Below are 20,874 nucleotides of genomic sequence, written 5' to 3' on the forward strand. Positions count from 1 at the left end.
AATTAACCATGCAAGTTTCTGCTAAGCAAGCCCCAACTACCGCTCATCATGGTGGTCACTGGGTTTCAAAATTATCGTTTTGCTTTGGTAACCTTGGTCACTCGGCCTTTTATGGCGTAATGAGCACTTATTTTATTATTTTTGTTACGAGTGACATGTTTACCGGCGTTAACAAAGCTACCTCAACCAAATTAATTAGTCTAATCACCGGATTAATTGTTGGGGTCAGAATCTTAGAACTTTTAATTGATCCGATGTTAGGAAACATTATTGATAACACCAAGTCCAAATGGGGTAAGTTCAAGCCTTGGATTATTTGGGGAAATATTGTCAGTGCCATCCTACTAGTTATCCTCTTCACTGGAATCTTTGGCATCTTCAAATTAAATGCCACCCTCTTTGCAATTCTTTTTGTGATTATCTTTATTACCTTTGATGTTTTCTACTCCCTTTCCGATATTTCTTACTGGGGAATGGTTCCCGCTTTAAGTGAAGATTCTAAGGAACGGGGAGTTTACACTTCGCTTGGCGCTTTCGCCGGCACGATTGGCTGGAACGGTTTAACAATTGTCGTAGTACCAATCACCACCTACTTCACCTTCCTCGCAACTGGGAAGCACGAACAAGGCAGTCAAGGTTGGCTCGCCTTCGCAATCATCTTTTCCTTGTTGGCCCTCTTAAGTGCGATTGTTGTTGCCTTAGGGACGAAGGAAAATGATAATTCTATTCGGCAAGCTGCTCAAGACAAGACGACCTTACGGCAAGTTTTCTCAGCTATTTTTCACAATGATCAAATTCTTTGGCCAAGTTTAGCCTACCTGCTTTACTCCTTAGCCTACGTTATGACCAACGGAGTGCTTTACTACCTTTACAAGTACGTCCTTGGTAAACCTGGACAGTTCTGGATTGTTGGAGTCATTGCCACCATTATCGGTTTCTGTACCAGTCCTCTCTTCCCAATCCTAAATAAGTACATCCCCCGGAAGGTCCTCTTTTGTGCCGGCCAAGTTTCAATGTTTTTTGCCTACCTGATCTTCCTCTTCTTGCGGAATAACATCTTTATGTTGGACGTTGGATTAGTCCTCTTCAACATCAACTTTGCCCAATTAGTTACGGTTTTGACCTTAACCGATGCTATCGAATACGGACAATTAAAGAATGGGCAACGGAACGAAGCAGTTGTCCTTGCCGTCCGGCCAATGATTGACAAACTAACTGGGGCGATCTCCAACGGATTAGTTGGTTACATCGCCGTGGCCGCAAACATGACTGGCTCTGCCACGGCTGCCAGCATGACCGCCAAGGATATTCATACCTTCGATAGTTTGGCCTTCTACATCCCATTAGCCTTAGCCATTTGTTCAATCTTAGTTATGCTCTTCAAGGTTACCTTGACTGAAAAGAAGCACGATGAAGTTGTCAAAGAACTCGAAGAGCAAATTGCCGCAAAGGAGAATTAATATGTTCAAACGCAATCTACCAACCTTCTTATATGGTGGAGACTACAACCCCGACCAATGGCCTGCCGATACCTGGCACCACGATATTGAGGTTTTCAAACAAGCCGCCATTAACTCCGCCACCATCAACGTCTTTTCCTGGGCTGCACTAAATCCTGCTGAAGGAGTATATGACTTTAGCCAGCTTGACCAAATTGTCACTGAACTCAGTGCCGCCGAATTTAAGATCGTGATGGGGACTTCAACGGCTGCCATGCCCGCTTGGATGGTCAAAAAATATCCGGATATCGCTCGGGTCGACTACCAAGGACGGCGGCACAAGTTTGGTCAACGCCATAACTTCTGTCCAACTTCACCAACCTTTCGACGTTTAGCCAGTGATCTCGTTGATCACCTTGCTGCCCACTATGTTGGTAATCGCCACATCGTAGCTTGGCACATCAATAATGAATACGGGGGCACTTGTTACTGCGACCAATGCCAAGCTAGCTTTCGGAAATGGCTTAAAGATCGTTATGGCACTTTAGAAGCCTTGAATAAGGCTTGGAACAACACCGTTTGGAGTCACCAAATCTTTGACTGGAACGAAATCGTTGTGCCAAATGAGCTTGGGGATGCCTGGGGTCCTGAAGGAAGCAATACCATTGTCGCTGGCTTGTCACTAGACTACCTTCGTTTCCAATCGGAAATGATGTTGGACGAATACAAGATGGAAAAGACAATCATTGAAAAATACGATCACCAAACCCCAATCTTGACCAACTTCCACAGTACGCCAAACAAGTTGATTGACTACCAAGCTTGGGCAAAAGATCAAGATATTGTTTCCTATGATTCTTACCCAGCTTATGATATGCCAACTTCTCGGCCCGCCTTTTTATACGATTTGATGCGAAGCCTTAAGCACCAGCCATTTATGTTGATGGAATCAACGCCAAGTCAGGTCAACTGGCAACCATATAGCCCCCTCAAACGACCGGGACAAATGGCGGCAACGGAGCTCCAAGCAGTTGCCCACGGAGCGGACACCGTTCAGTTCTTTCAATTAAAACAAGCAGTCGGAGGCTCTGAAAAGTTCCATGGGGCTGTCATTAGCCACAGTGGGCGGACTGACACGCGAGCCTTCAAAGAAGTTCAAAAACTTGGCCAGACTCTCAAACAAATTGGGCCCACGGTACAGGGAAGTATGAACCATGCCAAAGTTGCTATGCTTTTTGATTGGAGTAACTACTGGGCCCTGGAATACGTTGCTGGCATCACCCAAGATCTCGACTACATGGCCTTGATGATGGATTATTACCAACAACTTTACGATCGAAACATTCCGGTTGATATTGTCGGCACCGATGATGATCTTAGCCAATATTCCCTGGTTATCGCACCATACCTCTACCTATTAAAACCAGGAGTAGCCGCCCGGCTGAAGCAATATGTTAAAGCTGGCGGTCACTTCTTGACAACGATGATGGCAGGGATGGTCGATGAAAACGACAACGTTTACCTCGGTGGCTACCCTGGTCCATTGAAGGACCTGCTAGGGATTTGGGTTGAAGAAAGTGACGCTTTCCCGCCACACCAAGGCGTTAAGGTTGATCTTGCTGGTCAAAACCTCAATGGATCCCTCTTAGCTGACATCATTCATCCCCAAGGAGCCCAGGTCATTGGTCAATACGCTAGTGAATTCTACGCTGGTACTCCAGCAATTACTAAGAATCAATTCGGTAAAGGCTTGGCTTGGTACGTCGGTACTCGCCTTGATTCAAGAAGTCTCAGTACTGTCATGGATCAAGTCTTACTGGAAGCCCAGATTCATGGATTAACTACTAAACCAACCAAGGTTGAAGTTACCCAGCGGATTACAGCGGACGGTGAAAAATTAACCTTCATCTTAAACCTCTCAAATGAAGTCCAAGCCTTACCGGTTGAATTCACCAAGGGCTACTATGACTTGATCACCAAGCAAACGCCAACAGTAGAAATGCAACCATGGGAAGTTGCTGTTCTAACCTCCAAATAAATACCGTAAATTAGAATGCAAATACCAATTAAGGACAGTAAACCTCCCATTAATAACAGGAGCTATCACCCCAAATCTATAGGTGACAGCTCCTGTTTAGTTTTTTTCGTTATTTATCAACTAGAGAGTCGTGATTTTAAATTGATAATTTTGGCAAGTAAGGTTGCAACAGAATGCCAAAAAATAAGACGCATATTTGCGATTTTGATGGTGGCCTCGTTACTTGAAGGTTCATAGTAGGTTGTGGAGCACGAGCTAAAAACGCAAGCAATTCAAAAAGGCCAATTAATATTCAATCTGTTACCGTAATTTTTAATGCCATTTGGGATGATGAAGCTTAATAACCAGCCACTTTCCCACATCGAAAATAACCAGTTTATTAACTTCTTACACCGGCTACTACGAAGTTTTTTCTATCCACTTTTGCCTTTAGCTTCCGCAAATTAATTTTATTAAATATCAGTGGTACTAAACTAGCTTAACTTCAAAACGATACTTAATTAATTTAAACTAAGAACGTAGATAATCACGACATTTTAGTTAGGTAGCCTGGTAAACTTAAACATTAGAGAAAAATTAGAATAAACTTAACTAATCCTTATTGAGCGCGTATGATAGCCCCATACTTGAATTTCACCGAAGGGGGTTAGTTACATGCAAGCAACAATTCGACAACCAAAGTTAGTGATGACCATGGAACCGATGAGTGAACGGCGCATTGCCATTAATATCATTAAGGGTTCGCTTGGAAACATGATTGAATGGTTTGACTGGTACGTTTACGCGGCCTTTGCCATTTACTTCTCGGCCGCCTTTTTCCCGGCTGGTGACCAGACCGCACAATTACTTTCAACCGCTGGTGTCTTTGCAATTGGTTTCTTAATGCGGCCCCTTGGATCATTTATCATGGGGCGCTTAGCGGATCGGCATGGCCGGCGAACAGCCCTCACCGTTTCGGTCATGATCATGGCGTTCGGCTCCTTAGTGATTGCCCTAGTTCCCACCTATGCGCAAATTGGCATCTGGTCACCAATTATCTTGGTGGTTACCCGGCTCGTCCAAGGATTATCCTTGGGTGGTGAATACGGAACTTCAGCCGCTTACATGGCGGAAATGGCAGTTCAAGGCAAACGGGGCTTTTATTCTTCTTTCCAATATGTCACCTTAATTGCCGGTCAACTTTTTGCTTTACTCGTCCAAATTGGGCTCCAACACAACCTAACTGATGCCCAAATTACCGCCTTTAGGTGGCGGATTCCCTTCGCTATTGGAGCCGTCGGGGCTCTAGTGGTCCTTTGGCTCCGGTTAACGATGGATGAATCCACCCAATTTAAGGCCAACCGCCAAAATAAACGTGCCGGGACTTTCCGCTTACTGATGCATTATCCTAAACAAGTTTTCATCGTGGTTTGTTTAACCCTCGGCGGAACAATTTCCTTTTATACCTACACCACTTATTTACAACAATATATGATTAACACGGTGGGCTTACCGAAAAACGTGGTTACCTTCATCAACTTTGGCGCGCTCCTGATTATGATTTGTCTCCAACCACTCTTTGGGGGCCTCTCGGATAAGATTGGTCGCCGACCACTCCTAATCTTCTTCGGAGTTGGCGGAACCGTCGCTACCGTTCCACTATTTACGGTCTTATCTAAGGTTACCAACGCCTGGGCCGCCTTTACTTTAATGACGCTAGGGGTGGTAATTGTCTCCGGCTATACCTCAATCAATGCCATCGTCAAGGCCGAACTCTTTCCGAGTGAAATCCGCGCTTTGGGAGTGGGCTTACCATATGGCTTAACCGTCGCCATTTTTTGGGGGAACCGTAAGCTATGTTGCTTTAGGGCTCCGCTCCATCGGCCACGAAGCCGCCTTCTACTGGTACGTTTCCGCTACCGCGTTTATTTCTTTACTCTGCTACATTTTCCTTTTACGGAAGTATTCTTCAACTCTCGATGAAGATCTTCACAAGTAACTTAAAGCGACTGAGGTTGGGAAAAAAGCTCCTTGACGGCCTGGTTGGGATAAGAAGAACGAAGGTTGATTCATTAGAATCGGCCTTTCGTTCGCACTTATCCACTAAGGCCGTGCTTTTTGACCTTAGTTACTGAGTAACATTCGGAGATGCAAAAGAGGCCGCTCGCTCCTACTTATAAATACTTACTGCCTTCCCGGATCGACAATTGACTCAAACCGGCTTGCTGATTCTCAATAAATGCTTGGACCCAGGCCGGATTGGTTTTGGAATAATCTCGCAGCGCCCAACCAATCGCTTTGTTGATAAAGAATTCATCACTCCCGAGGTTATTCTCCAGAATGGTTGCTAAAAGATCCGTTTTCGTTTTGGTTTTCCGTAATAATTGATATTCAATTGCCACCCGTCGAAGCCAAAAATCGGCAGCCGTCGACCAAGTTAGCATTAAGTTGTCCACCCGGTCATCTTGAAGGCCAACTTTCCCGTAGACCTTCACCAAAGTATCGATGGTGTCCCACCATTGTTTAGTTGTCACGAATTTTTTCATTTGCGGAAGGTCTTCATAGGTCAAAAAGCGGGCCATCCCCACCAAATAATCAGCCACAAAGTACTGCATTTCCCGGTGGGGATCATCCCAAATTTGGGCTAAACTTTGCCAGTTAATTACTTTTGCCTGCTTGGCTTGCCTAATTAATTCTTTTTCCGCGGCTTTTCGCGGTTGGGCCTTAATGCCATAAAATTTAAATTGATTCCGCATATATTTAGCCATCGGGACCGCGTGATCAGGATTCGCCAGGGCTTCAAACTTAGCTTTGATTTCTAGGTACATGGATTTTCCTCGTTAGTAAAATTTCTTTCAGCATACTAAAAAGCTGGTTAATTGGCAATCCAACTAACCAGCTTTGCTATCCATCACGTCATCACTTGGGGGTGAGTTTTTCTAAGACGCAGCCAAGATTTACCAATTCAACCTTGCTTGGTGACCTTGATTATAAATTAATCCCCTTGGCAGTGGCGCCATCCGGTTTGCTCTTGGAGGTTCACCAACGCTAAACCAGTTGGCTAGTCCGCCTAACAAGCCTAAAACTCCGGAACTGCCAAACGATTATAGTAAACCAGGTGTTGCTCGCAGTTCTGGGGATCAATCACGATTTTAGTTACGCTACAATTAGCGGGTTCGAGAATTTCTAACCCTTGGCAACCGACAACATTAGCTGCAAAGGAACGCACCGTAAAGCCGTGGGCAACAATTAAAAGTTGGGCCGTTGGAAATTCACTAACCACGTCATTGGTAAACGCTGCTACCCGCCTTTGGACGGCTGTAAAGCTTTCACCGTGGGCAACTTGAGCGTATGATGGCCGGACATCGTGGATGCGGTGATAAAAGTGCTCGGGATACTTGGCTTCCAACTCCTGGTTTAGCTGACCGTCCCAGTCGCCATAAGAAATTTCTTTTAAGCGATCATCAATTTTAATTGGTAATTGGGCAGCTTGATTCAAGATTGCGGCCGTTTCCCGAGCCCGGGTTAGGGGGGAGACAAACAGCTGCTTGGTTTGGCTAAGCTCAAGTTTTTCGGCGAGAATTTGCGCCTGTTGCTTCCCGACGGGTGATAAATAGGTTGCGGGAGTATTGATCGTCCCCTGCTTGATACCTTTGACATTTAAGCTAGTTTGCCCGTGGCGGACAATTAAAAGTTCAGTCATTTGTTTCCTCCTCTTGGTTGGTGAATTAAACGAACCCGACTAACGGCTGGAATTTGGGCAAGTTCTTGAATTAAAGCGGCTTGTTGATCCGGATTAGCAAAATCGCTGACATCGACAATCGTATAGGCAAAGTCAGCTTTCGCTCGGTTAGCTAGGTTTTCAATGTTAATTTGATGTTGGGCAATTAAACTTGAGATCTGCCCTAACATGTTTGGGATATTCCGATGAATTAAAGTAATCCGCTCTGGGCTGGCGAAGGGGGTTTGGAGGGCTGGTAAATTAACACTGTTGATCAGGTTCCCCGTTGTTAAGTAGGTCATCACCGCTTTGGCGGCCATCCGGGCGCAATTAGCTTCGGCTTCAACCGTCGATCCGCCTAAGTGAGGTAAGATCGTGACTCGAGGATGGCCGTGAATTAAAGCGTCACTAAAATCAGTCGAATACCAGCGTAGTCGCTTGGTGTTTAAAGCGTCAATCACTGCTTGGTTGTCCACAATCCCGTGACGCGCAAAATTTAACAGGACGGCGGTCGGCTTAAATTGGCTGATCAACTCCTGATCAATCATCCCCGTTGTCTCCTCATTTTTGGGAACATGGACGGTAATGAAATCAGCTTGGTCAACCACTGCGGCTAAACTTGGGGCCCGGTGGATTTCCCGCGACAATTGCCAAGCCGCATCGGCCGAAAGATAAGGGTCATAACCAATAACTTCCATTCCTAAATTAACGGCGGCATTGGCAACCAATGACCCAACATGCCCCAGGCCAATCACCGCTAACCGTTTCCCAAGTAATTCTTGCCCGTTAAATTGGCTTTTGGCAGCTTCTAAAGTAATATCGGCGCCCGGTTGAACCTGGTTAGTCCAATTGGCGGCGGCGATAACTTGGCGGTTTGCTAAGATCATCATTGCTAAAACTAACTCCTTAACGGCGTTAGCATTACCACCGGGGGTATTAAAAACGGCAATCCCCTGTTCACTTGCCCGTTCAAGTGGGATATTATTATAGCCTGCACCACAACGGCCAATCGCCTTGAGAGACCGTGGAAAATCATGCTCATGCAGGTCAACTGAGCGAATTAAATAGGCATCGGGCTGGGCATCTTTTTGGTTAATTTGGTATTCCGCCGTAAAGGTCGCTAAGCCAACTGGTGAGATGGCGTTGAAAGTTTTAATTTGGTACATATTACTTTTCCTCCGCATGATCCTTCGCAAATTGCAACATGAAGTCCCGCAGGGCAACGGCTCCTGCCAACGGCATAGCGTTATAGAGGCTGGCCCGCATTCCTCCGGTCAAACGATGACCCTTTAAATTTTTGAGGCCGGCTTGCTCAGCAGTAGTGATAAAGGTTTGATCTAGCGCTGAGTTCCCAGTGGTAAACGGAATATTCGTAAGCGAACGATCGGCTGGCCGAACCGGATTGTGATAAAAATTAGTTTGATCAATTACCTCATAGATTAACTGGGCTTTTTGCCGATTAATGGCTTCCATCGCGCTCACGCCCCCTTGGCTTACTAACCATTCCAAGACTAGCTTTGCGACGTAGATTTGGAAAACTGGTGGTGTATTGAGAGTCGAATCCTTAGCGGCTAATTTTCGATAACTCAACATTGCTGGTAAAGCAGTTGGCATTTGGGATAGTAAGGACTTTTTAACGACCACTACGGTTAAGCCGGCTGGAGCAAGGTTTTTTTGCGCTCCCGCGTAGATTAAATCAAAGTGATCAAAGGGATAATCCTGGGCTAAAAAATTGGAAGAGAGGTCGCCAACTAACGGTAAATTAGCCGCAGGAAGCTGCTTAAGACTGGTTCCAAAAATCGTATTGTTGGTTGTTAAGTGCAGATAGTCATATTGGGCTGGGCCGGTAAACTCAACGGTGGGAAAATGATTAAATTGGGGTGCACTGGTAGCAATTTCTTCAACTGCTAAGTCCGGGATTAACTTAGCTTCAGCCATTGCCCGTTCGGCCCAGTGACCTGAATTGACGAAGGCTACCCGGTGAAATTTATTGGCCAGGTTTAAGGGCACCATCGTAAATTGGAGGGTGGCCCCACCTTGTAAGAAGAGCACCTCATATTCCCTTTCCGTTAAGTTCATTAATTGGAGTAATAGTTGTTTGGCCTGGGCAAGCAAAGTGGTAAACTGCACGGAGCGATGCGAAATCTCTAAAATACTTAACCCGGTCCCCTGATAATTGGTTAGCTCAGCTTGCACTTGCGCTAAAACTTGGTCCGGTAAAGTTGCCGGCCCCGCTGCAAAGTTATAAATCGTCATCATAAATTACTCCTTTCGTCGTGGTAAGAAAAAGAAAAAGCCCCCACCGCAGTGAGGACTTGTTTTTTTGCCCCCACTTTGCTTGGAGGCCAACTCAAATGACAGCCTCCAGCTAAGCTGAAGACCGGGAAGATTGATTAAATTGTCGTTGTTGATTAGCCATCATCATTCTTCCTTTCTTTGAGTCATCTGTGAAATTCATTAATCAAATTTTAATTTATCTGTTGAGAATTGTCAATTATTTATTTGACTTACTTTTATTTAACCATTAACTTACGTTTAATCAGTATTTATCACAATAATCTCATATTCTAAGCATTTTTTCTTCAAAATTTATTGTAAGCGCTTTATTTATCTGCTATATTTTAGTAGTTGATAACTGCTAAGTTCATATTTTGGAGGTTCCTTATGACGAACGTAAAATCACGAACCATCTTACTCTATGGCTCAGCCTTAGTTGGTCTAGCGCTCTTCGCTAATCCAGCCAAGGCAGATACGCAACCGATTGCGTCAACAGCCACTAACCAGCCAACTACAGTTACCACTTCAACGGTAACTACTGCTAGTGCTCAGTCAACTGATCCCGTGACTGTAGTTACCAATCATGATCAAGCAGCTAAGCCGAGTGAAACTACTGATTGGGCCAATCCAGCGGATTATCAAGGTAAAGTCCCCATCCAAATTTTGGGAATTAATGATTTCCATGGGGGCTTAGAACTTGGAGGAAAAGCGCAAATTGATGGTAAAACTTATCAAAATACTGGGACAGCAGCGCGACTAGCAGCCTACCTAAATGCGGCTGAAAATGACTTTAAACAGGCCAACCCAACTGGGACCACGATTCGGGTTGAGGCTGGTGATATTGTCGGAGCCTCACCAGCTAACTCAGCGCTGTTGCAAGATGAATCCACCATGCACGCCCTCTCAGCAATGGGAATAGCGATTGGAACACTTGGTAACCATGAGTTTGATGAAGGGCTACCAGAATTTTTACGAATTGTTAATGGTCAAGCGCCAACCAAGGAATACAACGAAGCCGAAATGGCTTATCCTCACACCCCAAGTGGGATTTCCATTATTACGGCTAACGTGGTCGATAAAACGACCGGTGAAGTTCCTTTTGGGCTTCAACCATACTTAATTAAGGAAATTCATACGAGTGATAATCAAGTCGTAAAGGTTGGTTTTATTGGAATTGAAACTACTTCCCTTCCGATCCTCACTCTGTACGATAACCATAAAGATTATGATATTTTAGATGAAGCGGAAACGATTGTAAAATATGCAAAAATTCTCCGCAACCAAGGAGTTAACGCGATTGTAGTCTTAGCTCACACCGCCGTAGCATCTTCTAATGGTGAAACTAAGGGGGATGCGGTTGATATTTTACAAAAGGTAAACCAACTCGATCCAAATAACTCGGTCGACGTTTATTTAGCTGCTCATTCTCATCAATACGCTAATGCTACCGTTGGGCAAACGCACTTAGTTCAGGCTATTTACACTGGGAAAGCTTACGACGACATCATTGGTTATCTTGATCCGGCCACAAACGATTTTATCTCCGACAGTTTGGTTGCCCACGTTTACCCGGTACTTTCCGAAACTGATGATCCAACGACTAAAGCTGATCCAAAAGTTCAAGCAATTGTCGAAGATGCCAACTCCCGGGTGGCCACCATTATCAACAAAAAGATTGGGGAAGCCGCCACTAACCAAACTATCACTGGTCGTTTAAACAATTCCAAGACAATGGAAAACGGGGCTGGTGAGATTGTAGTTGATGGTCAATTATACGAAGCCAAGAAAGCCGGCCTTCCTGCTGACTTTGCCATGACCAATACTGGTGGGGTTCGGGCTGATATCGTGGTTAACCCAGATAAGTCGATTACCTGGGGAGCAGCCCAAGCCGTCCAACCCTTTGGTAACATTCTCCGAGTCGTTAAAATGACCGGGGCGCAAATTCGTCAGGCCTTAAACCAACAATACGATGAGAATCAAAAATTCTATCTTCAAATTGCCGGCTTAAAGTACACCTACACTGATCAAGACGATACTAACCAACCATACCGGGTAGTTAAGATGTACAAAGCAGATGGTACGCCGATTAACGATGACCAATCTTATAACGTGGTCATTAACGATTTCTTAGCTGGCGGCGGGGATGGTTTCTCAGCTTTTAAGGATACGGAATTAGTCGGGATCGTTGGTCAAGACACAGAAGCTTTCATCGACTACATTACTTCAATGACGAAAGCCGGAACTCCAATCAAGACACCGGCATTAGACCGAAAAGTTTACCTCACTAATGCCCAAGTGGCTGAACAGGCAGAAACAGACCCTTCCACTCAAGGAAATATCACTGACCAAACACAAACAACACCTGAACAACAAGAAATTATTGCTGAAAATACAGAAGGCGGTACCAAGTCACACCTTGAGCAAGCCAAGACGACTAGTCAAGTAACGATTGCTTCTAGCGTGGCTCGGACTAACAACCAAAAGGAAAGCCAGCAAAAGCAACTTCCACAAACAGGTAACCAAAGCAATCGCGGAATCCTCGCTCTCGTTGGTGTAAGCTTACTTTCAATGCTGGGATTAAGTATTAAACGGCAAGTAGGTTAATTAAGTTTAATCATTAAGCGGCTAGCCAGATCGGTTAGGCGCTTTTTTACTGTTTTCCCCGACTCTTGATCAAAATTCTTACCTTAAACCTAAATCCATTTCCGGTAAATTTACCTCCCAATAACTTCTGCTTATAATATAGATATCATTAAGGTTTAAAGAAGGGAGTTCGCAATGCAAAAGTTACCAACCAAAATTGAAGTCCGGGGAGCAAAAGTCCACAACTTAAAAAACGTTGATCTTGATATTCCCCTCCATCAATTTGTGGCAATCACCGGATTGTCAGGTTCTGGGAAAAGTTCACTGGCAATGGGAATCTTATACGAAGAGGGTTCGCGTCGGTACCTTGAAGCCCTATCAACATACACCCGCCGGCGAATTAAGTTAGGGGCTCAAGCAGACGTTACTAGCGTAAAGCATATTCCCGCTGCGCTCGCGCTAAAACAACGGCCCCAAATCCCCTCTGAACGGGCAACGGTGGGGACCATGAGTGAAATTTTCAATATGATCCGCTTGATCTTTTCGCGCTTAGGAACCCCTGTCTGTCCAAACGGGCACCGGATCAAGCCAAGTCTAGAAATTGCCCACGCAATGAGTCAAAGTGGCGCGGCCATGGGCCAAATTACCTGTCCGGAATGTGGCACTAAATTTATGGCGTTTTCTGCCGAAGATTTTGCCTTTAATGCCGATGGAGCTTGCCCAAATTGCCACGGAACGGGGAAAGTTCGGGATTTGGATGAAAGTAAATTAATTTTAAATGAAAACCTAACCTTGGCCGAAGGGGCGGTGGCTTCTTGGCACCTCCCGGGGCGAAACTTTATGCCGACAGTCGCCGAAGCGGCTGGCGTTCGGATTAACGTCCCCTACCGCGAATTAACGTCCAAGGAAAAAGATTTTGTCTTAAATGGACCGGAAAAGAAGTATCAACTTGATTTTCGCTCTAGTACCGGGCGGGTTTTCCACGATTTCAACGCTTTGTACGAAAATGCCCACCAAGCGGTTTTGGCTTCCGCTAAGTCCAGTAAAAGTGAACGGGCCCAAAAGCGGATTAGCGAATTCTTCCACTATTCCACCTGTCCAGTTTGTCATGGGACCCGTCTGCGCCCCGAATTACTCACCCAACTGGCTGGGGGCTTGAACATTGCGGAAGTTAGTGACCTCACCTTAGGCGCCCTCCCCCAGTGGCAAAAGCAAGTTTTAGCTAGTTTACCGGCCAATATGGTGACCCTAGCAAATAACCTCTTCAAAGAATTTAACGATGACTTACGGCCACTATTAGAGTTAGGACTCGACTACCTTACCTTGTCGCGCAATGGGAATACCCTCTCTACTGGGGAACTTCAACGGATCCAATTAGCGCGGACACTGCGGACAGCGACGACCGGGGTGCTTTACATTTTGGATGAACCTTCGATTGGTCTTCATCCGGATAACATAACGGGACTGCTCAGTGTCTTTCACGAATTAGTAGCCCAAGGAAACTCCCTGGTGGTCGTTGATCACAATGTTGATATCATTAAGGCCGCTGACTGGATTATTGAAATTGGCCCGGGATCGGGGGAAGCGGGCGGCCAGGTAATTGCCCAAGGAACCCCTCAAACCATCATCGGCCAAGCCAATTCCCGCATTGCGCCCTACCTCAATGGCCAAGCCAAGCTCCTGGCCCGGTCAACGACTCGCCAACCAGCTGACAAGACGATCGACTTCACCGTTCAAAATTACTATAACCTTAAAGCCGTTCACGCCCACCTCCCAGTCAATCAACTAACGGCAGTGACTGGCTTCTCGGGGGCCGGTAAAACTAGTTTGATCTTGGATAATCTGGTCGCTGGGATTCAAGCCCAAGGTCACCACCAAGCTTTACCTGCCAGTTTAACGCACTTGCAATCGCCCTTAAAACACGTCGTGAGTGTTGATGCGGCCCCAATTGGAAAGACGCTTCGCTCAACCGTGGCCACTTATACTAGCATCATGGATCATCTGCGGAAATTATTTGCTAAGCAAGCTTTAGCAAAAGAAAAGCACTATACGGCCAGTTACTTTTCTTACAATAATAAACAAGGCGCGTGTCCGACCTGTGGCGGGGCGGGGATGGTCACTTTAGATATCCAATTCTTACCGGATATGCAACAAGTTTGCCCAACCTGCCACGGTGATCGGTATAACCAAGCCATCCAAGCTGTTAAATGGCATGGTTATTCAATTGTTGACCTCCTAAAGCTAGACGTTAAAGCAGCCTTAGACGTCTTTAAAGCCGTTCCTCAGATTGAAGCAGAATTAACCCTGCTCCAAGAAGTCGGCCTGGATTATCTTCACCTAGGTGAAAGCACCCCAAGCCTTTCGGGTGGGGAAGCTCAACGGTTAAAACTGGTTAAGCACCTTAATCATAATCAAGCCACGACCCTCTTTGTCTTTGATGAACCAACGATTGGCCTGCACCCCGAAGACGTTAAAACCTTAGTCCATGTGATGCAAGAACTCTTGGACCGGGGAGCAACAATCATCACCATTACCCACGACCTAAATTTGATTGCTAACGCCGACTACCTACTCGACCTCGGGCCCCGTGGTGGAAGTAAGGGTGGTAAGATCGTTGCCTCCGGCCGTCCAAGCGAGCTAATTCAACAGCCAACAACTTTAACGACTAAGTACCTTGCGGAATACTGGGCGCGGTACGGAAATGAATAAAACCATTCACGGCAGGTAAACACGGTAATTCTGGCTCCAAAAGGTGATCTCCAAGCCACGATTAGTGATCCACCCAGCAAAAGTTAATGGCCCAAGCCTTAGTTTGGTGGGTGAAAACGATAAAGTAAAAAGGTCGCCCTTATCCTCTTGACTAAAATCTCTGGGGAGTCGACTTAAGTAACCTGCCCTTTCTTGGCCAGCAAGCGTGGTTTTAGAAATCGCGGACTTAGTTACGACCACCCCATCTTTTGCCGCTAAGTAGTCAACAAAAGATACTCCACGGGAGACAAAGCCATAAGTTACCGAGGACCAAGAAAAGCAATCTTCTTTCCAGCTAAGGGCGAAGTTGGATCAAATTGAAGGTTTACCGGACTAAACTGCGCCCGGTTTCCCGCTTTATAAGCCTGAGTATTTTCAATTTTACCGAGCACATTTTGTAATACTTCTCCTGAAACTGTTTCTTCTTGCATTTAAAAAAAAGCTTTGTTTGTATTTAAGGTTAAATTAACACGTGAACTACTCGGTCATTTATGGCCGAGTAGTTCACACCCCAATGCTTCGCAATAAATCGCTTTTACAGGAGTTCTATGATGAAACTTACTTCTTACCGCTCGCCCCTCGGTGAAATGACAATTTTGGCTGATGATCAAACGCTTTATGGCCTTTGGTTTAACGACCAAAAATATTTTGGCGGTCACTATGACTTGTCCTCAATTGCAACCGGGATGACCAAACAAGGCGCCTTAACAATTACTTGGCTCAAAGCCTACTTTGCCAGGGAAAAGCCATCCCCTAAACAACTAAACATCGCCAAACCGCTAACTACCTTTCGTCAGCAAGTTTACCAGGCGCTCATGCAAATTCCAGCTGGGGAGACCGTTACTTACCAAGAACTATCAACGATAATTCAAAATGGACATGCAAACAAGAAACTCGCCCGGGCAATCGGTAACGCCGTTGGCCATAATGAGATTCTACTGGTGATTCCTTGTCACCGGGTAATTGGAAGTGATGGGAGCTTAACCGGCTACGCTGGGGGACTAGGGCCCTCTTAAAATTAGAAGGCACGCTTTAGTGCATCGTGATCAGCACGTTTACTTTTCCTCAAACTTAAATAAGTCCGTGGAAAGGTAGCGATCCCCGCCATCAGGAGCTAAAGTAATGACTTTTTTGCCTGCGCCAAATTGCTTCGCCAGCTCAATCGCCCCGTGGATATTTGCCCCAGCCGAAATCCCGGGTAAAAAGCCCTCTAAGCGAGCAACTTTTTGGGCAGTTGCAATCGCATCATCACTGGATACTTCCACAATCCCGTCATAAACATTTTGATCTAACGTAGCGGGAATAAAGCCAGCCGAAATCCCTTGAATCTTGTGCTTGCCAGATTTTCCTTCCTTTAGAAGGGGCGATTCGGCTGGTTCCAAAGCGTAAACCTTAACCTGACTGTTAGCCGCCTTTAAGGCCTTACCAACCCCAGTTAAGGTTCCACCAGTCCCGACCCCAGCAACAAAGGCTGCTGGTAAGTTGTCCTGACCAAAAGCCGTGATGATCTCTTGACCAGTAGTTGTGGCATGAATTGCTGGATTAGCTGGATTCTCAAATTGCATTGGCATGAAGTAACCCTTAGTTTTAACTAATTCTTCAGCCTTAGCAATCGAACCTTGCATTCCATCGGCCCCCGGGGTGAGGATTAATTCAGCGCCATAGCCTTGCATTAACTTCCGCCGTTCAACACTCATAGTTTCAGGCATTACAATTACAAGGTGATAGCCCTTGGCAGCGGCTACCATTGCTAACCCAATCCCCGTATTTCCCGAAGTTGGTTCAACAATTGTCCCTCCTGGCTGTAATTGACCAGTTTGTTCTGCCTGCTCAATCATCGCTAAAGCGATACGATCCTTAACAGAACCAGCAGGATTAAAAAATTCTAGTTTTACATAAACATCCGCTGCTCCTGCAGGAACAACGTGGTTTAACTTTAAAATGGGAGTTTGACCAATTAATTCAGTTACTGAGTTAACGATTTGTTTCATAGTTATTCCTCCACTTCAGTTTGATGACGGTAAGCATCTAGTTGGTGCAGCCAGTTTAAAAAGAAAACATGTTGCGTGATTTGCCACTTAAATTGCGGTCCCCGCATTAAAGCAGGATGACGGAAATAATTAAGTGGTTGGCGGTAGTGGTTTTCTGGATGCGCCGCCACTTCACGTTGGTATTCCACTAGTAAAGCCTCTCGTTCATACTCTAAATGAGCGAAAAGAAAAGCTTGTCGGCGTTGTTGATTGGTCAGTAACAGTAACAAGCCATCCGCCGAACTAGCATTGATCTTGATGGTCGAAACTGTTTGCAGCTGATGCCAATCCATCTCCGCATAGCGAGCGTGTGGGGCCCAAAAAGGGGACGGCAAGCCCGTTAACAATGGGGTTGGGTTAATAATTTGATTAGCAAACACGCCGAAATACTTTACCGGTAATGGTCGTTTTTCAATCCCATAAAAGTGGTTTAAAGCTGCCATTGCGCCCCAGCATACATAGAGTTGGGGAATTGCTAACCGGTCTAACTCATCCATCAGCGCTTGCACCTCTTGCCAATACTGGACCGCCGAAAAAGCCAATTTTTCAATCGGTGCCCCGGTAATAATAAAACCGTCGAAGCGAGCTAAGTTTGTCAAGGTCAAAGGTTGCGAAATCGAACGAACCAATTCTGGTACTGACCGGCCTTGGTAATGACTAGTGGGATAGAAAAAATCTACCTTCACTGGATAATTAGTTGCCTTTAAGACCGCTTCAAACCGGTCCTGGGTTGCCTGCTTGTCATGCATTAAATTGAGAATTCCAATGTGGAATGGCTCTTGCGCCACCAGATCACCTCCTCCGTTAATAGGGTATTATACCTGATCTTAATATTGCTTACAATTAGTTAGTCATAAACTTATTAAAAAGTGGAGAGAGGTTGGGAAAAAAGCTCCTTGACGGCCTGGTTGGGATAAGCAGAACGAAGGTTGCTTCATTAGCATCGGCCTTTCGTTCGCACTTATCCGCTAAGGCCGTGATTTGGAGCGAACCAGTCAACTAGTTTGGCGTTTGTGAGCCCATGCAAGGCTGCATCGGTTGGTGCGATCGTTAGGGAAGCAACTGCCATTCAGCTACTGCTTTGACCTTAGTTACTGAGTAACATTCGGAGATGCAAGAAAGGCCGGAAAGAAACGCGCGTTTCTTTCCGGCCTCTTCCCTCGCTCATATTTTCGAACATTATGCAGGAATTCCGGTCTCACACCATATCCACTGCCTAATTTTCTTAGTCAGCTGATAAAGCATCAATTGGGTTTAATCTAGCCGCATGCCGGGCTGGTAAGTAAGCTGCCAACAATGAAATAACAAGCGCAATAATAAAAACAACAATTATATTACTTACTGAAATTTGTACAAAGCTGAAGTTCGCAACCCTTGACAAAGCAGCATTTGCTCCCCACTCACCAAGCAGGGCAACGATGGTGGCCACAATCGCTGAGAACGTCCCAATGATTAAGGACTCGGAAATAAAGAGGTTCCGAACATCGCGTTTCGATTCACCAAGCGCCCGCAAAATACCAATCTCACGGGTCCGTTCAGCCACTGACATGTACATCGTTACAATAATCATTAAGGCCGATACTAGTAATGAAATGGCCGCAATTCCTTGGAGAACCCGGGAAATCAAAGTAACGTAAGTTTGAACTTGCGAAATCATCCCCGAAATTGCCACGGCTGAATATTGTTTAGTGCCATTAACTTTAAGCTTACTAATTCGCTTTGCTACCTGCTTCGAGTTATTCATCGATGTCGCATTAACTGCTAACATACTTGCATTCGGCGTTACATCAGCTTGTTGCAAAGCCTTCGTTAACGTTTTGGCATTAACATAGTTCATTGGCGACTTGCTGTTATCAGTAAAGCCAGCTACCTTAGCCTTAAAGTGGACCGTGGTTGCTTGACCATTTGCCTTCTTAGCGGCAAAAGTTATTGTTACGGTCTTGCCAAGTAACTTTTGATAATCCTTACTCTTTAATTGCTTGGCTACGGTACCCTTTTCTAACACCACTTCCCCCATCTTAGGAGCATGTCCTTTTTTAATCGACCCCTTAGTGGAAGCTTTGGTCCAACTGTAAACGGAACTAGCCGTTGCCGTTTTCCCTTGATACTTAAAACTAACATTAGGTTCAATATAAAGTTTTTGAACCGATTTTACCCCGGCAACTTTTTTTATTTTTTGTACATCCTTATTGGTAAAAGGTTTGCTGGTACTCCCCCCACTAGCAGCTGAAAGGAGTGATTGCTGTTGCTGTTGTTGCTGCTGTTGCTGATTACCGCTAGTTTTAACATGGCGGGTAACAGTAATAGCAGTTGGGTTAACTAAGCTGTTAACTTGATTATCAACGTACTTATTAACTCCGGTCCCCAGGCCACTAAAGAGAATAACTGAAAAGAGGCCAATCGCGGTTCCCGCAATAATTAAAGCGTTCCGTCCTTTATGATACTTAAAGTGCTTGTAAGCATCTTTCAAACTATTTATCCAGGAAAGTTGTTGCGGTTTGATCGGCGAAACCACCTTGTCAATCTGATAAGCTGGCTTTAACCGTTCATCACCGTCAATCTTTCCATCCGCTAAATGAACAATTCGTGTCCCCGCTTAAGCCGCGTGTTGGGAGTGAGTTACCGCAATTACCAGCCGTCCCTGCGCCGCGATTTGGTTGAGAATTTGTAAAACTTCTTCCGTGTTTTGTGAATCCAAGGCCCCAGTTGGTTCATCGGCAATAATCACCCTCGGATCATTCGAAAGTGCCCGCGCAATGGCTACCCGTTGTTTTTGGCCACCAGATAATTGGTTTGGGTATTTACCCTTTTGGTCTAGTAAGCCGACTTGATCCAGCAAGGTTTCAGCCCGTTGCGTCTTCTCTTGGGCAGTCATGGTGGTCATATCTAATGCTAACTTAACGTTATCCAAAACCGTTAAGTGGTTAATTAAATTATAGGATTGGTAAATGTAGCCAATCGTGTCACGCCGATAATTGTCAAGCGTTCTTTCCTGTCGATGATCAAGCTTTTTACCATCGACAATTACTTCCCCACTAAAATTTCGGTCCAGGCCCCCGATAATATTCATGAGCGTTGACTTGCCACCCCCGGATTCACCAAGAATGGAAACAAACTCACCTAATTCAAATTTTAAATTAATTCCCATTAAAACCGGAAATTCTTCTTTTCCAAGATAGTATGACTTACGGATATTTTTTAATGCTAAAAAGGCCATGATAACAATCTCCTTTCAAAAGATTAAATATTTAAGTTAAACATTTAATCTTTTTGTTTAATGTTTCTGAGTATAGCCGGTTTTATTTTTCTTGTCAATAAAAGTTAAACAATTTGTTGGAAAGTTTAACTTTTGCTGGTAAGATAAAATTAAGGAGGTGGCGCGATGAAACGCGAAGCCCGCAAAGCCCAAACTCGCCAAAAAATTTTAGAAGCTGCTAGCGAGTTAATGTTAACTAATGGTTTTAAAGCGACCAGTGTCCGGGATGTCAGTAAGAAGTCCAAAATTTCTTACGTCACGATGTACAAGTACTTTACTGACAAACAAGAACTTGAAGATCAAGTGATAGAGAAAATTATCACGGATATCTTCCAAAAATTAATATCCTATGTTACGAATAAAACCAATGGCTCCTTCCGTCACCGGCTAACCATGATTAGTGAAGATCGGACCCTATTAGATCAAAAATATATTCACTCGCTAACCGAAATCGAAGAAATTATTGAACATAATCCTAAAATGCAGATTACTTTTAATAATGCTATAAAGCATCTTTGCTCAATCATCATCCAACAAGGTAAAAGCGAAGGAGCAATTAAAACAACCGTTTCCGATGCTGCTGTTACTTTTTTGCTATCAGCAATCCTCAAAAATCGGATGACTTTAACGATGGAACAGTTTGAGGCAATCGCTCCTGAAGTGGCCGAAATTGTTTTTTACGGATTAGTTGGGAAATAAAAGTTACCTTAGCTCATGCACATTAAAGAGCAAAAGTCATGCTAAGTGCTTAGCTCTCTTATGGGACTGCAATTGGCTTTTTTATAATTGGAATAATCAGCGGA

The 20,874-nt window shown here is 44.9% G+C and carries 12 protein-coding genes and 3 pseudogenes; 7 read left to right on the forward strand and 8 right to left on the reverse strand.

The window, feature by feature from the left end:
- Positions 1-8: 8 nt before the first annotated feature.
- From H5993_RS02485 to H5993_RS02495, 3 genes and pseudogenes are all read left to right on the forward strand, one after another.
- A pseudogene (locus tag H5993_RS02485) lies at positions 9-1,454 on the forward strand (glycoside-pentoside-hexuronide (GPH):cation symporter); the annotation flags it as partial.
- A gap of 7 nt (positions 1,455-1,461) precedes the next feature.
- Positions 1,462-3,477, forward strand: a complete 2,016-nt coding sequence (locus H5993_RS02490; RefSeq protein WP_204776082.1) for a beta-galactosidase — start codon at positions 1,462-1,464, stop codon at positions 3,475-3,477.
- 693 nt (positions 3,478-4,170) lie between these two features.
- Positions 4,171-5,455: pseudogene (locus H5993_RS02495) on the forward strand (MFS transporter).
- 175 nt (positions 5,456-5,630) lie between these two features.
- Here the strand turns inward: H5993_RS02495 and H5993_RS02500 are convergent.
- The 4 genes from H5993_RS02500 to serC all read right to left on the reverse strand — a co-directional run bounded on the left by H5993_RS02500 (position 5,631) and on the right by serC (position 9,433).
- Positions 5,631-6,284 carry a DNA alkylation repair protein gene (locus tag H5993_RS02500; protein ID WP_204776083.1) on the reverse strand — a complete coding sequence of 218 codons (654 nt, stop codon included), beginning with the start codon at positions 6,282-6,284 and terminating at the stop codon, positions 5,631-5,633.
- A 251-nt stretch (positions 6,285-6,535) separates the two neighbouring features.
- Positions 6,536-7,159, reverse strand: coding sequence for a histidine phosphatase family protein (locus H5993_RS02505; RefSeq protein WP_204776084.1), 624 nt, complete (start codon positions 7,157-7,159; stop codon positions 6,536-6,538).
- On the reverse strand, positions 7,156-8,343 hold the full coding sequence (locus H5993_RS02510; RefSeq protein WP_180870192.1) for a phosphoglycerate dehydrogenase: 1,188 nt from the start codon (positions 8,341-8,343) through the stop codon (positions 7,156-7,158). Before H5993_RS02510 ends, H5993_RS02505 begins: the two co-directional genes overlap by 4 nt.
- A gap of 1 nt (position 8,344) precedes the next feature.
- Complete coding sequence (serC, locus tag H5993_RS02515) at positions 8,345-9,433, reverse strand: 3-phosphoserine/phosphohydroxythreonine transaminase (RefSeq protein ID WP_204776098.1); 1,089 nt, start codon at positions 9,431-9,433, stop codon at positions 8,345-8,347.
- A gap of 408 nt (positions 9,434-9,841) precedes the next feature.
- Between serC and H5993_RS02520 the strand changes: the two genes are divergently transcribed.
- Complete coding sequence (locus H5993_RS02520) at positions 9,842-12,058, forward strand: 5'-nucleotidase C-terminal domain-containing protein (protein ID WP_204776085.1); 2,217 nt, start codon at positions 9,842-9,844, stop codon at positions 12,056-12,058.
- Positions 12,059-12,232: 174 nt separating this feature from the next.
- Complete coding sequence (locus H5993_RS02525) at positions 12,233-14,746, forward strand: ATP-binding cassette domain-containing protein (protein ID WP_204776086.1); 2,514 nt, start codon at positions 12,233-12,235, stop codon at positions 14,744-14,746.
- 299 nt (positions 14,747-15,045) lie between these two features.
- Here the strand turns inward: H5993_RS02525 and H5993_RS02530 are convergent, their stop codons facing one another.
- Positions 15,046-15,216 (reverse strand): hypothetical protein, encoded by a 171-nt coding sequence (locus tag H5993_RS02530; RefSeq protein WP_180870197.1) that lies wholly within the window; start codon positions 15,214-15,216, stop codon positions 15,046-15,048.
- A gap of 120 nt (positions 15,217-15,336) precedes the next feature.
- On the opposite strand from H5993_RS02530, the gene H5993_RS02535 reads away from it, so the two are divergent.
- Positions 15,337-15,801, forward strand: coding sequence for a methylated-DNA--[protein]-cysteine S-methyltransferase (locus H5993_RS02535; RefSeq protein WP_239457948.1), 465 nt, complete (start codon positions 15,337-15,339; stop codon positions 15,799-15,801).
- 39 nt (positions 15,802-15,840) lie between these two features.
- On the opposite strand, the gene cysK is transcribed toward H5993_RS02535, so the two are convergent.
- The 3 genes and pseudogenes from cysK to H5993_RS02550 all read right to left on the reverse strand — a co-directional run bounded on the left by cysK (position 15,841) and on the right by H5993_RS02550 (position 20,032).
- A complete protein-coding gene (cysK, locus tag H5993_RS02540) occupies positions 15,841-16,776 on the reverse strand; it encodes a cysteine synthase A (protein ID WP_204776087.1) in 936 nt (311 codons plus the stop codon).
- A 2-nt stretch (positions 16,777-16,778) separates the two neighbouring features.
- Positions 16,779-17,603 carry a homoserine O-acetyltransferase/O-succinyltransferase family protein gene (locus H5993_RS02545; protein ID WP_204776088.1) on the reverse strand — a complete coding sequence of 275 codons (825 nt, stop codon included), beginning with the start codon at positions 17,601-17,603 and terminating at the stop codon, positions 16,779-16,781.
- A gap of 437 nt (positions 17,604-18,040) precedes the next feature.
- A pseudogene (locus H5993_RS02550) lies at positions 18,041-20,032 on the reverse strand (ABC transporter ATP-binding protein/permease).
- A gap of 165 nt (positions 20,033-20,197) precedes the next feature.
- Here H5993_RS02550 and H5993_RS02555 point away from each other — a divergent pair.
- Complete coding sequence (locus H5993_RS02555; RefSeq protein ID WP_204776089.1) at positions 20,198-20,770, forward strand: TetR/AcrR family transcriptional regulator; 573 nt, start codon at positions 20,198-20,200, stop codon at positions 20,768-20,770.
- The last annotated feature ends 104 nt before the right edge of the window (positions 20,771-20,874 follow it).

Source organism: Limosilactobacillus alvi (assembly GCF_016900115.1).
GTDB classification, from domain to species: Bacteria; Bacillota; Bacilli; order Lactobacillales; family Lactobacillaceae; genus Limosilactobacillus; species Limosilactobacillus alvi.

What these genes read in the sequence shown, in the direction of transcription:
- H5993_RS02505 (WP_204776084.1), bottom strand. Translation starts at nt 7,159, where the DNA reads ATGACTGAACTTTTAATTGTCCGCCACGGGCAAACTAGCTTAAATGTC.
- cysK (WP_204776087.1), bottom strand. Translation starts at nt 16,776, where the DNA reads ATGAAACAAATCGTTAACTCAGTAACTGAATTAATTGGTCAAACTCCC.
- H5993_RS02520 (WP_204776085.1), top strand. Translation starts at nt 9,842, where the DNA reads ATGACGAACGTAAAATCACGAACCATCTTACTCTATGGCTCAGCCTTA.
- serC (WP_204776098.1), bottom strand. Translation starts at nt 9,433, where the DNA reads ATGACGATTTATAACTTTGCAGCGGGGCCGGCAACTTTACCGGACCAA.
- H5993_RS02530 (WP_180870197.1), bottom strand. Translation starts at nt 15,216, where the DNA reads ATGCAAGAAGAAACAGTTTCAGGAGAAGTATTACAAAATGTGCTCGGT.
- H5993_RS02490 (WP_204776082.1), top strand. Translation starts at nt 1,462, where the DNA reads ATGTTCAAACGCAATCTACCAACCTTCTTATATGGTGGAGACTACAAC.
- H5993_RS02510 (WP_180870192.1), bottom strand. Translation starts at nt 8,343, where the DNA reads ATGTACCAAATTAAAACTTTCAACGCCATCTCACCAGTTGGCTTAGCG.
- H5993_RS02535 (WP_239457948.1), top strand. Translation starts at nt 15,337, where the DNA reads ATGAAACTTACTTCTTACCGCTCGCCCCTCGGTGAAATGACAATTTTG.
- H5993_RS02525 (WP_204776086.1), top strand. Translation starts at nt 12,233, where the DNA reads ATGCAAAAGTTACCAACCAAAATTGAAGTCCGGGGAGCAAAAGTCCAC.
- H5993_RS02555 (WP_204776089.1), top strand. Translation starts at nt 20,198, where the DNA reads ATGAAACGCGAAGCCCGCAAAGCCCAAACTCGCCAAAAAATTTTAGAA.
- H5993_RS02500 (WP_204776083.1), bottom strand. Translation starts at nt 6,284, where the DNA reads ATGTACCTAGAAATCAAAGCTAAGTTTGAAGCCCTGGCGAATCCTGAT.